Source organism: Acinetobacter faecalis (assembly GCF_034187745.1).
Classification (GTDB): Bacteria; Pseudomonadota; Gammaproteobacteria; order Pseudomonadales; family Moraxellaceae; genus Acinetobacter; species Acinetobacter faecalis.
This window is the reverse complement of sequence record NZ_JAXHPF010000001.1, coordinates 291343-306195: the sequence shown is the minus strand read 5'-3', so window position 1 is coordinate 306195 and position 14853 is coordinate 291343. Positions and strand designations below refer to the sequence as shown.

The 14853-nt window shown below is 33.8% G+C and carries 13 protein-coding genes and 1 riboswitch; of the genes, 6 read left to right on the top strand and 7 right to left on the bottom strand.

All coding sequences use genetic code 11. The annotated features are described in order from the left end of the window. Nucleotides 1-416: 416 nt before the first annotated feature. The 3 genes from SKM54_RS01485 to SKM54_RS12370 all read left to right on the top strand — a co-directional run bounded on the left by SKM54_RS01485 (nucleotide 417) and on the right by SKM54_RS12370 (nucleotide 3293). Nucleotides 417-1088, top strand: a complete 672-nt coding sequence (locus SKM54_RS01485) for a response regulator transcription factor (RefSeq protein ID WP_321090892.1) — start codon at nucleotides 417-419, stop codon at nucleotides 1086-1088. After that, nucleotides 998-2917 (top strand): ATP-binding protein, encoded by a 1920-nt coding sequence (locus SKM54_RS01480; RefSeq protein ID WP_321089939.1) that lies wholly within the window; start codon nucleotides 998-1000, stop codon nucleotides 2915-2917. The genes SKM54_RS01485 and SKM54_RS01480 overlap by 91 nt, the downstream gene beginning before the upstream one ends. A 163-nt stretch (nucleotides 2918-3080) precedes the next feature. Then, nucleotides 3081-3293, top strand: coding sequence for a Y-family DNA polymerase (locus tag SKM54_RS12370; RefSeq protein WP_407060925.1), 213 nt, complete (start codon nucleotides 3081-3083; stop codon nucleotides 3291-3293). 755 nt (nucleotides 3294-4048) lie between these two features. Here SKM54_RS12370 and SKM54_RS01475 read toward each other — a convergent pair. From SKM54_RS01475 to SKM54_RS01460, 4 genes are all read right to left on the bottom strand, one after another. Then, entirely contained in the window at nucleotides 4049-4849 is an 801-nt protein-coding gene (locus SKM54_RS01475) for a sulfite exporter TauE/SafE family protein (RefSeq protein ID WP_311917708.1), read from the bottom strand. Nucleotides 4850-4915: 66 nt separating this feature from the next. Continuing rightward, the gene (locus SKM54_RS01470) at nucleotides 4916-5410 is read right to left on the bottom strand and encodes a flavin reductase (RefSeq protein ID WP_311917709.1); all 495 of its coding nucleotides are present in this window, start codon (nucleotides 5408-5410) and stop codon (nucleotides 4916-4918) included. A gap of 99 nt (nucleotides 5411-5509) precedes the next feature. After that, on the bottom strand, nucleotides 5510-6538 hold the full coding sequence (locus tag SKM54_RS01465; RefSeq protein WP_311917710.1) for a methionine synthase: 1029 nt from the start codon (nucleotides 6536-6538) through the stop codon (nucleotides 5510-5512). A 42-nt stretch (nucleotides 6539-6580) separates the two neighbouring features. Continuing rightward, complete coding sequence (locus tag SKM54_RS01460; protein ID WP_154773421.1) at nucleotides 6581-7579, bottom strand: putative oxygenase MesX; 999 nt, start codon at nucleotides 7577-7579, stop codon at nucleotides 6581-6583. A 333-nt stretch (nucleotides 7580-7912) separates the two neighbouring features. Here SKM54_RS01460 and SKM54_RS01455 point away from each other — a divergent pair, with 333 nt between their 5' ends. Further along, nucleotides 7913-8584, top strand: a complete 672-nt coding sequence (locus SKM54_RS01455) for an epoxyqueuosine reductase QueH (RefSeq protein WP_321090894.1) — start codon at nucleotides 7913-7915, stop codon at nucleotides 8582-8584. Between the two features lie 2 nt (nucleotides 8585-8586). Here SKM54_RS01455 and SKM54_RS01450 read toward each other — a convergent pair whose 3' ends face one another. The 3 genes from SKM54_RS01450 to SKM54_RS01440 all read right to left on the bottom strand — a co-directional run bounded on the left by SKM54_RS01450 (nucleotide 8587) and on the right by SKM54_RS01440 (nucleotide 13123). Further along, entirely contained in the window at nucleotides 8587-9978 is a 1392-nt protein-coding gene (locus SKM54_RS01450) for a methylenetetrahydrofolate reductase C-terminal domain-containing protein (protein ID WP_321090895.1), read from the bottom strand. Nucleotides 9979-10096: 118 nt separating this feature from the next. Beyond that, nucleotides 10097-11233 carry a 5-methyltetrahydropteroyltriglutamate--homocysteine S-methyltransferase gene (locus tag SKM54_RS01445; RefSeq protein ID WP_321093706.1) on the bottom strand — a complete coding sequence of 379 codons (1137 nt, stop codon included), beginning with the start codon at nucleotides 11231-11233 and terminating at the stop codon, nucleotides 10097-10099. 323 nt (nucleotides 11234-11556) lie between these two features. After that, nucleotides 11557-11705, bottom strand: a riboswitch (cobalamin riboswitch). A gap of 143 nt (nucleotides 11706-11848) precedes the next feature. Continuing rightward, a complete protein-coding gene (locus tag SKM54_RS01440) occupies nucleotides 11849-13123 on the bottom strand; it encodes a Glu/Leu/Phe/Val family dehydrogenase (protein WP_311917715.1) in 1275 nt (424 codons plus the stop codon). Nucleotides 13124-13590: 467 nt separating this feature from the next. Between SKM54_RS01440 and SKM54_RS01435 the strand changes: the two genes are divergently transcribed. Together SKM54_RS01435 and SKM54_RS01430 are read left to right on the top strand one after the other, a co-directional pair. Further along, nucleotides 13591-14352 carry a 3-oxoacyl-ACP reductase gene (locus tag SKM54_RS01435; RefSeq protein WP_321090898.1) on the top strand — a complete coding sequence of 254 codons (762 nt, stop codon included), beginning with the start codon at nucleotides 13591-13593 and terminating at the stop codon, nucleotides 14350-14352. A 121-nt stretch (nucleotides 14353-14473) separates the two neighbouring features. Beyond that, nucleotides 14474-14794, top strand: coding sequence for a hypothetical protein (locus SKM54_RS01430; protein ID WP_321090899.1), 321 nt, complete (start codon nucleotides 14474-14476; stop codon nucleotides 14792-14794). The last annotated feature ends 59 nt before the right edge of the window (nucleotides 14795-14853 follow it).

Below are 14853 nucleotides of genomic sequence, written 5' to 3'. Positions count from 1 at the left end.
CCTATCATTCATATTTGTATTTTTAAAAAAAAATATGAATAATAGGTCCTTTCTCCAAAATTTTTTATACACGTTGTGAAATTTACAAAAAATACACAACTTTCCTATTGTGGATTACATCATTACTAAACTTGGATATACATCACTGTAATTAGGTATTTTAATAATCTATTCACATGAAATAGCAATCAAATAATTAATTAGAATTAACCTAGAATATTATTTTTAATTTTATGATTTAGTATCTGGATCAACCTAATAATAAAAAAAAATTTAAAAAATATTTGTAATCTTTTTTAAAACTAAGCTAGAGTAAAAAAGAAAAATTTAACTTATATTTCCCTCTATCACAGAATCTTAGTAGTTACTTATATAAGTTGATTCGCAATCAACCAGCTATTTAATGGAAATTTTTTATGATCCAAAATGATATGGATTTACCTTTTCCAGTCTTAATTCTGGAAGATGATGCTTTGATGCAACAACGAGCGGAAAAACTTTTACTTGAATTAGGTTACAGTTCTGACCTATTTCTTTATGCTCAATCAATCAGAGAAGCGAAAAAACTAATTTCGGAAAATAATGTTGGTTTTGCCCTAATAGATTTAGGTCTACCCGATGGCTCAGGTATTGAAATAATTAAATATTTACGTAATAGCAGTACCGCACCTATTTTAGTGATTTCGACTTGTAACACCCAAGAAACTATTTTTGAAGCTATTCAAGCTGGAGCAACTGGGTATTTTTTAAAAGAACGAGATGATTTTGAAATTTGTCTTTCAATACGAAGTGTTATTCGTGGCGGTGCGCCAATAGACCCCTTTATTGCAAAACAGATTTTGGAAAAAATTTCTTTTGAATCAATAGAAAACAATTCAAATCAAGTTCAAAATGAATTACTCTCTAAGCGGGAAAATGAAATTTTAAATTTAGTCGCTCAAGGAATGAGTAATAGGGAAATTTCCGAATCTCTGTTTCTCTCAAAATATACTATCGAATGTCATATCAAAAATATTTATCGCAAACTCGCGGTCAACAACAGATCAAAAGCAATTCATACCGCACGCAACTTGGGTTTGCTAGCATAATTTTATGTTGGTTAATTCTGCTGTGTGCACCTTTACATGCCCAAACATTTGCCAAATCAATTTCACAACAATGTGAAACCTACATAACAAATCAATATATTGCGAAAGCATTACCTAATAATGTAATAGATCGACCAAATCAAGGTTGGAAACCTGTTCAAAATTTCCCAGATTTTGTTGAAAATCATTGGGAAAATTATAAAGGAAATGTTTGGTATAAAATTCATTGGACAACAAATTGTGACGACCCAGAAAAGCCTTTAGCTTTAGTTTTAAGTCATATTAATATGGCGGGTAAAGTTTATATAAATGATCATTTAATTTGGCAAGATAAGTCTCTTATTGAACCATTATCACGTAGTTGGAACATTCCACGTATATGGTCTATTCCTAAATCATCTATTCAAAATAAAGATAATATTATTTGGGTTTATGTTTCTAGTGCTGCGTTACAAAAAACAAGTTTAGGTCATGTAGATATTGGTACTTATGAACAAGTTCTTCCCTTATTTCAAGATTATCAATTAAAACAACGTACGCTTCTTTCCGTTGGCTTTTTAATTAATATTATTGTTGGTATTTTTTACTTTATGGTCTGGGTTATTTACCGTAAAGAATCAGCATATTTATGGATTAGTATTACCGTATTATTTTGGCTATTTTACAGTTTGTACTTTATTTTAGATACAACACCATTTATTAGCATCCAATTAGAGAGAGTCGTAGCCTGGATATTTTCGACTTATACAATCGTATCCTGTATTTCTATTTGGCGATTTGCCAATCTTAAATTCCCTAAAATTGAGCAGTTACTTTTACATATTTTTTTAATTTTTTCAACTGTCTTAATATTTGTTCCAAATAAGTATTTAGAGTTAACTATTCAAGTATTTTTTATTCTAAATATGGTGATTTTTTTACTAGAAAACTTAACTTATCCATTTTTAATTTATAAATCTAAACAAATTGAAATTTATTTAATGGCTGGTTTACATGTATTTTTTGTACCCGTTGCAATTCATGATGCCTACCAAATTTTAACCAATCAAAATGAGTTCTGGTCCCCATTTATTGCACCATTTACTGCTTTAATGTTAGGACTTTTATTAGGTCTACGTTTGTATCGTAATAATAAAATCATTGCTCAGTTTAATCAGACATTAACCAATGAAATTAATAATGTTACCAAAAAGTTAAGTTCATCTTTAAACTCGCAACACCAATTAGCTTTAGAAAATACTCGCCTACAAGAGCGCATCAATTTATCTCACGATTTACATGATGGAATTGGTGGATCTATTGTTCGCTCTATTGAATTAGTTCGTCGTAATGAACATTTAGATAAAAATAATTTTCTATCTATCCTTAAATTACTGAGTAATGATTTACGTCAAATTATTGATCATGGCTCAAGTCTAGATGCCCAGACACCTGAATCACCAATATTATGGGTCGCATCAACTCGTCATCGTTTTATGGAAATTTTTGACGAATTAAACATTGATGCTAGCTGGGAAACTCCTCAAGAATGGATTAATCCACTTCATCCGTTGCAATGTTTAACATTAACGCGAGTTCTTGAAGAAGCATTAACCAATATTATCAAGCATAGTAAAGCAACAAAAGTTGAAATCAGTTTAATGCAAACTGAACATTCCACACTCTTAGAAATAGCAGACAATGGTATTGGTTTTAATCCTGATACTGTTGAAGACACTACACATGTTGGGTTACATAGCATGCAAATGCGTGTACAACGCACACATGGAAACTTCATACTGAAGTCGTCGAATCAAGGAACGATTATTCAGATTACTTTTAATCATTAATTACTTTGTTGCTTAAAACGATGGAATTTAGACAGAACATCATTGCTACATCAGCTGTGAGTGTTTTTAATCGTGAATTAGATAATCAGCCTGTTATTATATTAAAGAATAAAAATGATTGTGCTATTGCACACAGTCAAAAACTAAATATTTAGGCTTTAAAATGTGCGAACCATTATTTAAAATCAAAGATATTATTGAGCAGCATAATGTCAAAGTATTATCTAGTAATTACAAACTATATGCAGAGATATCTAAACGCTTTCATTCTGTATTAGCTGACTTTGTAAGACCTACAAATCAAGAAATATATTCAGTAAATAAGTGTTTTTTAAATTTGAGTGCATACATCTCTCTACACAATTTAACCGATTAAACGTATTTTTTAATGGCTTAGCTTGCATGTATACATTAGTATTGCTCATAGCAAAAAAGAAACTAAATTTGCAAATTACGTGGCAAAAAGCTAGATGCTTTAATAGTGTTTTTGACTTAACTTCAATGAATGTAGAACATAGAGAATACTTTTAATTTTGAGCGATGTATCTGTAGTTTGGCTGGTGATGGTGCAAAAATTTAGTAAAAGACTAAAGTCACTATGAGTTAAAGCTGTTTTAGATTTAGCTCGTGCATTGATCTTGAAGATGCCCCATCTACAAAAGATAAGCCTTTTTATAATAAGTCTATGAGCTTTTTTTAGTCTATAAAATGTATACCCAGTGTATACCTTTGTTATAAAAATACCTCTTAAATTCCATGTATACCCAGTGTATACTGCAAGAATATTGTTTAAAGTTGCTACTTGTTTTTTGGTAGACCTTAAACAAAAATATGTATGAAAATTAATTTGTTATGGGATTTTTTCTATTGCCAAATACACCTTAATGTTGCTTAATTCATGCAACCAGCTTTGAACTCATCGGGTTCAGGGTAACGACATGCAGCGGCATTTTCGGAGCCTTATTTTTATAATAATTCTAAATCGTTATTTCTAATTCACTTCCTTTCGTTTGAAAATTTCTAAATTCATTCCAAATTTAAATTATTGTTATACATTTATTTTTTATCTATTAAATATAAAAAAGCCCACATTTTGTGAGCTTTCAATTGTAAAAATAATAAGTCGTTATTTTAGACTAAACCTTTAACCAAAAAGAAAATCCCAATAATCACCAATAACACAGCAAAGCATTTTTTAAGTATTTGTGGTGATAATGCATGTGCTACTTTCGCACCTAATTTGGCAGTAAAGAAGCTCATAACACTAATGCCAAAAAAAGCATAAATATGTACAAAACCAATGGTATTAGGAATATTCACTTGCTGATTCATACCAAAAATCATAAAGCCTAATGCACCTGTAATCGCAATGGGTAAACCACATGCAGCAGATGTTCCAACCGCCTTTTGCATAACTACACCATGACGAGTTAAATAAGGCACAGTTAAACTACCACCACCAATACCAAATATTGCAGAAGCACCACCAATCACCGAGCCTGCCATAATTTGCTTAGCCGATGAAGGTAATATTTTTGTAGAATCCTGTACCTTTTTAGCACCTACAAACATGGTATATGCAACCCAAATTAGAAACACGCCTACAATAAGTTGAAGCTGAATTCCTGAAAGCCAACCTGCAAGTCCCGCTCCCAAAAAACAGCCTATTGCCATTGGAGGAGCAAGATTTTTAAATACAGGCCAAATCACTGCACCATTTTTATGATGCGCCATTAACGAACTAATAGATGTGACAACAATAGTCGCTAACGATGTTCCTAAAGCCAAATGCATAATGACATCTGGGCTATAGTCCATTTGAGTAAAAACAATAAATAATAACGGTACGATAATCGTTCCACCGCCAACACCAAAAAGTCCTGCTGCAAATCCTGCAAGCGCACCAATGGCTAAGAAAATAATAAGTTCCACGAAATAATAACTTCACGATTTAAGATGAGTTTTAATGATTTTGTAGATGATTATGCATCTAGAAATTTAAGCGGTTTCGAGTTGACCAACTTGATGATAAGCCCGATTAAAATAAACCAAACTTTCATCTTGCTGACTTTGTTTAATTGCAACAACACGACACATAAAAACGCTATGTGTTCCAACTTCTTGAATTTGTTCAATCTCACAATCGAAGCTAACCAAAGCATCTTCTAAAACAGGTGAGCCTGTTTCCAATGTTGTCCATGCACCTAACTTAAAGCGATCTTCCGAACTTAATTTACTCGATGCAAATGCATTAGAAATTTGTTCATGCTGTGCACCTAGAACATTGACACACAACGTTTTATTTTCAATAAAATGTGCATGCGAACGAGATGCTTGATTCATACAAACCAATAATGTCGGTGGTGTATCTGTAACGCTACATACCGCAGAAGCAGTAAAACCATGAAGACCCGATGCACCTTCTGTTGTCACCACATTAACCGCAGTTGTTAACAAAGACATTGCATTTCTAAAGTCTGTTGCTTCAATCATCTCTACTATCCTAAATTTACGATCACTTATCTCTAGATGACATAAAGGTGTTTTAATTAAAGAACAAACGACCTTTATGCCTTTTGAGATCCGCTAGAATTAAGCTGTTAATTCTTTGCGAATAATTTCTGCGCCTGCGCTTAAAGCATTTAATTTTCCACGTGCAACTTCTCGTGCCAATGGTGCCATACCACAGTTTGTTGATGGATAAAGTTTGTCAGCATCTACAAATTGAAGTGCTTTACGAAGTGTATTTGCAACTTCTTCAGGTGTTTCAATTTGGTTTGTTGCAACATCAATTGCACCCACCATCACTTTTTTACCGCGAATTAATTCAATTAAATCCATCGGTACACGTGAGTTTTGACATTCGAGTGAGATGATATCAATTTTAGACTGCTGAAGCTTAGGAAAAGCTTCTTCATATTGACGCCATTCTGAACCTAAAGTCTTTTTCCAGTCTGTATTTGCTTTAATACCGTAGCCATAGCAAATATGAACCGCAGTTTCACATTTAAGACCTTCAAGCGCACGCTCTAATGTTGCAACGCCCCAATCATTTACTTCATCGAAGAATACATTAAATGCAGGCTCATCGAACTGAATGATATCTACACCTGCCGCTTCAAGTTCACGCGCTTCTTGGTTTAAAATTTTTGCAAACTCCCAAGCCAGCTTCTCACGACTTTTATAATGACCATCGTACAAAGTATCAATCATAGTCATTGGACCAGGGAGCGCCCATTTAATCGGTTGATCTGTTTGGCTACGTAAAAACTTAGCATCTTCAACAAATACAGGCTTTTGACGAGATACAGCACCCACAACAGACGGCACACTTGCATCATAACGATTACGAATTCGAACTGTTTCGCGCTTCTCGAAATCTACGCCATCTAAATGCTCAATAAATGTGGTCACGAAATGCTGACGAGTCTGCTCACCATCGCTCACAATATTAATGCCTGCATGCACTTGTTCTTGTAATGACAAGCGCAAAGCATCTTGTTTCGCTTCAAGCAGTTGCTCGCCTTCTAATTTCCAAGGTGACCATAGTTTCTCTGGTTCTGCAAGCCAAGATGGTTTTGGTAAGCTGCCCGCTGTTGATGTTGGTAATAAAATTGCCATTTAAAAATCTTCTATATTTGTGTTCAGTCAATATTTGGTAAATTAAGCGGCTTCGCTTTGATTCGTGTTATTTACAGTAAAATTCGCAGCCCATTTTTCAAGAATTTCTTGATAAGGCTTAATGAAGTTTTCTTCTGTCCACTTCCCTTGTTTTACTGCCAATTGACCACGTTCAACACGGTCATAAACAATTCGTGTTAATGAATAATCTTGGTAATTCAAGCTTGGTTGATAAACCAATCCTGCAGCAGAGTTAGTGTTATAAATTTCTGGACGATAAATTTTTTGGAAACTTTCCATTGTGCTAATTGCACTAATTAATTCGAAATCTGTGTAATCACGTAATAAATCACCAGCAAAGTAGAATGCTAAAGGTGCATTACCATTTTCTGGCTTGAAGTAACGTACACGTAAGCCCATTTTTGCAAAGTATTCATCTGTTCGTGAATATTCATCATTTGTATATTCAACACCTAACACAGGATGCACATTTGCAGTACGGAAATACGTTTTAGATGTTGAAACACTTAAACAAATTACAGGTTGTTTGCTAAATTCAGCTTTAAATACTTCAGAATTCACTAAATGCTGATAAAGCTTGCCATGTAAATCACCAAAGTCTTCAGGTTTTTCACCTACGCCACAGCCTAATTGAGGTAATACAACACTAAAATCATAATCACGTACGTAAGATGAAAAACTATTACCAATCATGCCTTCAATGCGTTCATTGGTTTTATGATCTGTAATTGTACTTTTGAGCATTTCAATAAATGGGAAAGTTTTGCCATTACCTTCAATGTCAATTTCCGCAGAAATAATATCAATTTCAAGTGAATAACGGTCTGCTTTAGGATTATCTACACTTGCTAAAGAATTAAAGCGGTTATTGATCATTGCAATTGTGCGACGAAGGTTTTCTTCACGACTTTCACCACGCGCCAAATTGGCAAAGTTCGTGGTTAAACGCGTATTGTTTGCTGGCTCGTAGTTCTCATCAAAACGAATACGCTTAATTGAACATTCAAACTTATTACTCATGGAGATACACCCTAAATTTTTATAAAAAGCTAAATTTCTGTATGGGTGTATTTAAGCTTGATTCAAAACATGAGTAAAACGATATAAATTCAACAAAACATGAGAGATATTCATGTTCGCTATTTTTAAGCATGAGAAAATTTCAATCTAACAATATTTTCAGCAAACATTCAAATAAAGTAGAAAACTAATTGTCATTTATTCAAAAGAAACAATCATTATCAACAATCATGAATTTGCTTCATTTTAAACTTAGAAAATATCAGCATATTCACAGGTTTTACACTCGTTCATAGTCCTAAAATATACGTTGTGTTTATAAATTTTATGATTATGTCTAACAAGCTTCAACGACAAAAACTAAGCCTTCCTACAGGTCATGACAAACTTTTACTTCATTCATGTTGTGCTCCGTGCTCGGGTGAAGTAATGGAAACATTAATAGAATCTGGTATAGATTTTTCAATATTTTTCTACAATCCCAATATTCATCCTGTTAAAGAATATGAAATTCGTAAAGAAGAAAATATTCGCTTTGCGCAAAAACATAACATTCCATTTATTGATTGTGACTACGACACAGACAATTGGTTTGAACGTGCTAAAGGCATGGAAAATGAACCTGAAAAAGGTATTCGATGCACCACCATGTGTTTTGATATGCGCTTTGAACGTACCGCATTATATGCAGCTGAAAATGGCTTTAGCTTAATTAGCAGCTCATTAGGTATTTCACGCTGGAAAAATATGCAGCAAATTAATGATTGTGGACATCGTTCCGCTTCACATTATGAAGGCATTCGCTACTGGGACTATAATTGGCGTAAACACGGTGGCGCTGTGCGTATGCTAGAAATTAGTAAGAAAGAAGAATTCTATCAACAAGAATATTGTGGTTGCGTATATTCACTTCGAGACACCAACCGTTGGCGTAAAAGCCAAGGTCGTGACCGAATAAAACTTGGAGTTAAATTTTATTCAAATGCTATGGATGATGAGCAATAAATTTAGCTTCCATTTACATACCAATTTTTCCAAGAACTGGTTCCACGAACTTCAATAGCAACTGTTGGAATCAGTTTCTCTTTTAAAATATTAGTTTGCCCAACTGCTTGTGCTAATCGAGCCTTTACAGAATGAATGCACTCTCTATCACCAAATTCACATCTATCTAAACTCGTTCCACCACAAGGTCCATTCGCTAAACCTTTAGGACAAGTTTCGGGGCAAATATATAAAGTATCGCCTAATCTGCACTGCCCACAACTTTCACAGCCCACAACACCATGCTTTGTTAAAAACTCTGTTTTCATTAAAACCTTGGTTGCAGTTCTACTTTTCCAAAGTGGTGCATCAAACACAAAACGCCCAAATCCTTTTGCAACTTTAGAGTCGAACAAAGCGGCATGCATTAAGTGTAATTGTTGATATTTGATTCTTTCGGAAGATGTTACAGCACGTGAAAAATAAGCTAATTCAGGTTTAAATTCATCACCTATTTTTATTTGCCAAAGTTCATTCCAAAGCAATTCAAGTTCAGACAATTCTAAATTACGATATTCATCAATATATTGTTCAAGCAATACCTGCTCTTCTGGCTTATGACATGCAGATAAATGCACACCAGCAAAACCTATTTTTTTACAAATCAAAATTTGTAAAGCGCAGCGCATATAAGCATTATTCGATAATCCTTGTTGCTTCTCGTGCGCTAAAACTTTCAGCATATGTGGACTAATAACAATACCCGCAACTTTATGCTTTACCATAAACTTTGCGCGCGCCAAATTAAGTGGCATTACACAAGCGAGTATTTTTTGTGAATAATCACATTGCTTTAAAAATAATTGTGCCTGTTTTAATGCTGCAATGTCATATCCCAATTGGGTAATAATGAAATCTGCACCTGCCTTTATTTTTTTATGCAATTTCAAATATTGTGCATCGCGCTCTGCATCTGCATATTTAAAAGGATTAAATGCAACGCCAATATTGAAACCACCTTGCTTTTTGGCTGCCATCACTGCATTTACAGATTCTAAATAACGGCTTCGTAAAGCGCCATTTTTACCATCTTCATGTTCTTTTAATTTATCGCCCGTAAGCAATAATAGATTTTTTATATGTGCTGTTTTCGCTTGCTTTAAAAACAATTCAAAGTCTTTAATATCTCGACCTTTGCCTGAAAAATGAATCACTTTTTCAACTGAGTTTGAATAGTTTTCACTCGCTTCTAATGGCAAAATATCATGATCTGAATGCACTCGATCTGCTAATGTCATTACAGCCGGATATCCTGCAAATACAGTTTTAGTTGGAAAAACCTCTGTTAATGACGTGAGGTATTCCACGAGTACACAAAATTGATTTTGCTGAAAATAGGAAGATAGTTGTGACATAAATATGTAGTTTTACAATCATCAATAGATGAAAGTTCCAAATTATAAATTAATTCTGTTAAAACGCCATCTGACACTGCCCGAATAGACAGCATCAGAAACAAAACTCATAACAAAATTAGCCCCATATTTCTTGCGCGACACGGTTCATTAATTTAATTTTTTTCCACTGCGTATCGTAGGAAATTTTATTGCCCTCTTCCATTGAAGCGAAGCCACTTTGCAAACACAATCCTAGGCGCTCTAAAGGTAAAAAGTTTGTCGCAGTGTTAATACGTTCAATAATTTCATCACTCGTCTCAAGCATTTCTTTTTTACTTGAAATTAAGCCTAAAAAGACATCTGCTTGTGAGTTTTTTAATTTTTCTAAAGGCTCAAAATTACCTGATCGTTCTGTATCAAATTCTAATAAGTAACGATCAATATTCGTTAGTTTTTCAAAAACATGATCTGCCAAAAATTCATAACCACCACTATAAAGCCAGCTTGAACTGAAATTCCCACGGTCAATATGCAACGCAATAAATAAATCTTCAGGTTTATCTTGCAAAGTTTTATTCAAAACCTCTACGCACAACTTTGCTAAATCTTCAGGATTCAATCCCTGCTCAATTTCTTTGGCACGATAATTTTCATCGCATAAATATGCCAAAAACTGATCATTAATTTGAATATAACGGCAACCTTCTGCATACAAGGCCATGATTGCTTGATTAAAACTTAAAGCTAAATCTTGTGCATATTCATCTAATTTTTCTGCATAAGTGCGATTATTTCTTAAATGTGGGTACAGCATCATATTTGGACTTGGCAAACAATATTTTGCCGTTGCAAAGCCATCTATTGCTTCATGTAAATAACGATAATGCGCTAGGCAAGTATGATCTTCATTAAACGAAATTTTGCCAGTTACTCGAACATCATAAGGCTTACTAATTGCATCTTTATACTTTAAACCGTCACGTATTTTATGACCTTCAATACCATTAAACTGCTCTAAAAAATCTAAATGCCACCAAGCACGACGAAAATCACCATCTGTCATTACGGTGCAGTCTAAATCCAATTGAATATCAATTAAGTTATCAATTTCTGCATTTTCAACTTGACGCAAAGTTTCTTCATAAATCACACGATCTGCAAAATCATATCGTGCTTTTTTTAATTTAAGCGCTCTTAAAAAACTTCCAATATGCTCCGCTTTATTGTTTGCATACTGATTTTTTGTCGCTTGAGTGGTGTTACTTGTCATCATTTTTTTAATTCATCATTTTAAAATAAGTACAAAAATATGTATTTATTTAGATATATAGGGAGAGAAAGCTGTTTTGTATAAATTAAAGATATTTAAATTTATACAAATAGATGGATAGCGATTCTATTTGCAACTATGGAACGGATAAGGAAAGGAATTTATAGGAGGAAATATATTAATTTTTTGGAATGTCAGCATAATTTACCTAAACACACGCCCCGTGTGATATTGAAATGGATTATGCAGAAGATGAAATAGGCGCGCAAAAGTAAATGAATAAGTTCAAATAAAATTAAGACAACCCCTATAAACGCCCACCGCATTATTTTGGTCTACTTCAGGCCGGTCTCCGGACTTAAAAATATTTAAAATATTCTATTCACCGTTGCGGGGGCAGTGCTAGCTCACATTTTCTGTACTAACTTCCCAGTTTCACTTCTAAATTAGAAGCACCTCAAGTGTGGCAAAGACTAAATATATGCTGATGCTTTGTCAATTTATTCTTTATTTGCCTGATTTTTCATATTATTAAATATAAGACAATTTTAATTAGTATTTACTTTTCAATAGTTATAAAAAAGCCCCCGAATACGGAGGCTTTTAAACTACTCAGAATTAACCTGGGTAAATACCACGTTCTTTACGAGCACGTAAAATACGTTCACACGCTAAAATGTACGCCGCTGTACGCATTGTGCATTTGTTATCCGCAGCACAATTCCATACATCTGCAACAGCTTGAATCATTAACTTATCTAAGCGTTCATTAATTTCATCTTCCGTCCAGAAGAAGCTAGACATATCCTGAACCCATTCAAAGTAACTAACAGTTACACCACCAGCATTACAAATTACGTCAGGCACAACAACAATGTCACGACCTACTAAAATGTCATCTGCTTCTGGGTAAGTTGGACCGTTTGCACCTTCTAAAATCATTTTAGCTTTTAAACGTTTAGCACGCTCAATTGTAATTTGACCTTCTAGCGCAGCAGGAATAATAATATCTGTTTCAACATCCCAGAAATCTTCATTATCAATTTGTTTTGCACCTGCAAAGCCTAATACGCCTTGAGTTGCTGCAACGTGCGCATGTAAGCCTTCTAAATCGATACCATCAGCATTAAAAATAGTGCCTGTATGATCTTGAATACATACAATTTTAGATTTGTATTCGCTGAATAAGTTAGCAGCTTCACTACCTACGTTACCAAAACCTTGAACAGATACTTTCGCACCATCTAGGCTTAAGCCAATTTTTTTTGCAATTTCGTAGCCTGTAATAAACACGCCACGACCTGTTGCTTTTACACGACCTAATGAACCACCAAGGTGAACAGGTTTACCTGTTACAACACCTGTTACTGTATGACCTTGACCAGATGAATAAGTATCCATGATCCAGCCCATTACATTGGCATTTGTACCAACATCTGGTGCAGGAATATCTTTTTGAGGTCCAATAATATGGCTAATTTCACTTGTATAACGACGTGTTAAACGCTCTAATTCACGTGGTGATAATGTACGTGGATCAACGCGGATACCACCTTTAGCACCACCAAATGGCAAATTAACAACAGCAGTTTTAATCGTCATCCAGGCAGAAAGCGCCATTACTTCATTAATTTCAACATCTGGGTGATAGCGAATGCCACCTTTACCCGGACCACGTGAAAGGTTGTGTTGTACACGGTAACCTTCAAAGTGACGGATCGTCCCATCATCCATAATAATTGGCACATCAACAATTAACGCACGCTTTGGACGCTTTAAAGTATCAACATATTTTGAAAGGTCTTCGCTTAAATATGGCGCAACACGATCTACTTGTTCTAAAAATGTTTTCCAAGGACCGTATTCTGCATTTGCGTATGAGAGATTAGACATTTATATTCCTTTTATGAATTTATTGAGTTCCTTAATAGATACTCTTTAAATTTCTTAACATTAGTTTTAATTAAACTTATTTTTGTATTTAAATATGCAACGAAGTATGCAATTTACTGATTGTAACAAATCTCAGTCATGCACTGTACAAAATTTGATAATTGATTTTTCAAATCAAAGTCTGAATGCTTCAACTATTTAAAAATACTTAATAATTTCAACCTAAAACTAGTGCACCTCGAGTTGCGCGAAGTATAGCAAAAGCATATAAATATTCTGCAATTGGGTACAATTCAACAATTATCTTAACAATTTGTTACTTTCGTTATTTTTATTAGCTGTTCTTCACTTTTATCTATTTATAATTTATTTAACTAAACACAATAATCTTCATAGAGTTAATTTTACTTTGGCTTTATTTGAAAGATTGCTATCTTTCGTCACAAGTAAAATTATTGAGATTTATTATGCATATTTGCGATCAAATTGTACTTGTAACAGGTGGTGCTCGCGGACTTGGTTTAGCAATTACAGAATCTTTAATATCTGAAGGTGCGCGTGTTGTTGTAAATTATCACACCAGTAAGCAACAAGCCGATATGCTTGCTAATAAATATCCAAAACAAGTTTTTGCATATCAAGCAGATGTTACCAACAAAGAACAAGTTCAATCACTTTTTATGGCAGCGAAAGAACATTTCGGCAGTGCAATTACATCTATTGTAAATAATGCATTAGTTAATTTTAAATTTAATGGCGACTTAAGACCTAAAATTGAAGATCTAAGCGCAGAGATAATGACACAACAATTTGATGGTGCTGTACTTGCTGCTTTAAATACAACTCAAGCTGCGCTAAATGATATGAAACAAGCCAATTTTGGTCGTATTGTGAATATAGGTACTAACCTTGTTCAAAATCCTGTTGTTCCTTACCATGATTATACCGTTGCTAAATCTGCCTTACTCGCATTTACAAGAACATCAGCTCAAGATTTAGGTCAATACGGAATTAACGTTAATATGCTTTCTGGCGGTTTACTTCAAACTACAGATGCAAGCCAATCTACACCAAGTTTTGTTTTCGATTTAATCGCATCTTCCACACCTCTGCAACGCGTCATTACGCCTGCAGAATTTGCTTCTACAATTATGATGTTTTTATCACCTTATTCACGTGCTGTAACAGGGCAGAACTTAATTGTAGATGGTGGTTTAGTCAAAGGATAATTGTGATTTGTGTGTCTTTTGTCACAAATATTCATTTTTTAACCAAATAGTATATTTCAAATGAATTAGGGTGTAAAAAACCAATACAATAATGCGCACCCTATTTTTTATTATTCGCTACATGAAAATTCTAAGCTTGGTCGTTATAACATTTATTCTTATTGGTTGTATGGGTACATCTAAAGATATTAAAAAAGCAGAATCATTATTTATTCAATTTAAATGTACAAACATTGAAAGTACTCAAATTCCACATAGTTCTCTTAATTCTTATTATGAACAATCACTTTATTCTTCTAAGAAAAAAGCAGGTTCATATATAGAAAGCTACAAACGAGGAGATAAATTATTTGATATCTCTTTACATGAAGTTGTAGAACAACAATATGTTATTTATAAAGAAGCATGTCAAAGCTTAGGCGGTATTTCTAAAAGTGAATAAACTAAAAAAAGCAAGTTAGATCATTTGATTTAACTTGCTTTCAATAACATTTTATTACG

What these genes read in the sequence shown, in the direction of transcription:
- SKM54_RS01485 (WP_321090892.1), top strand. Translation starts at nt 417, where the DNA reads ATGATCCAAAATGATATGGATTTACCTTTTCCAGTCTTAATTCTGGAA.
- SKM54_RS01480 (WP_321089939.1), top strand. Translation starts at nt 998, where the DNA reads ATGTCATATCAAAAATATTTATCGCAAACTCGCGGTCAACAACAGATC.
- SKM54_RS12370 (WP_407060925.1), top strand. Translation starts at nt 3,081, where the DNA reads ATGTGCGAACCATTATTTAAAATCAAAGATATTATTGAGCAGCATAAT.
- SKM54_RS01470 (WP_311917709.1), bottom strand. Translation starts at nt 5,410, where the DNA reads ATGATTGAAGCAACAGACTTTAGAAATGCAATGTCTTTGTTAACAACT.
- SKM54_RS01465 (WP_311917710.1), bottom strand. Translation starts at nt 6,538, where the DNA reads ATGGCAATTTTATTACCAACATCAACAGCGGGCAGCTTACCAAAACCA.
- SKM54_RS01460 (WP_154773421.1), bottom strand. Translation starts at nt 7,579, where the DNA reads ATGAGTAATAAGTTTGAATGTTCAATTAAGCGTATTCGTTTTGATGAG.
- SKM54_RS01455 (WP_321090894.1), top strand. Translation starts at nt 7,913, where the DNA reads ATGTCTAACAAGCTTCAACGACAAAAACTAAGCCTTCCTACAGGTCAT.
- SKM54_RS01450 (WP_321090895.1), bottom strand. Translation starts at nt 9,978, where the DNA reads ATGTCACAACTATCTTCCTATTTTCAGCAAAATCAATTTTGTGTACTC.
- SKM54_RS01445 (WP_321093706.1), bottom strand. Translation starts at nt 11,233, where the DNA reads ATGATGACAAGTAACACCACTCAAGCGACAAAAAATCAGTATGCAAAC.
- SKM54_RS01440 (WP_311917715.1), bottom strand. Translation starts at nt 13,123, where the DNA reads ATGTCTAATCTCTCATACGCAAATGCAGAATACGGTCCTTGGAAAACA.
- SKM54_RS01435 (WP_321090898.1), top strand. Translation starts at nt 13,591, where the DNA reads ATGCATATTTGCGATCAAATTGTACTTGTAACAGGTGGTGCTCGCGGA.
- SKM54_RS01430 (WP_321090899.1), top strand. Translation starts at nt 14,474, where the DNA reads ATGAAAATTCTAAGCTTGGTCGTTATAACATTTATTCTTATTGGTTGT.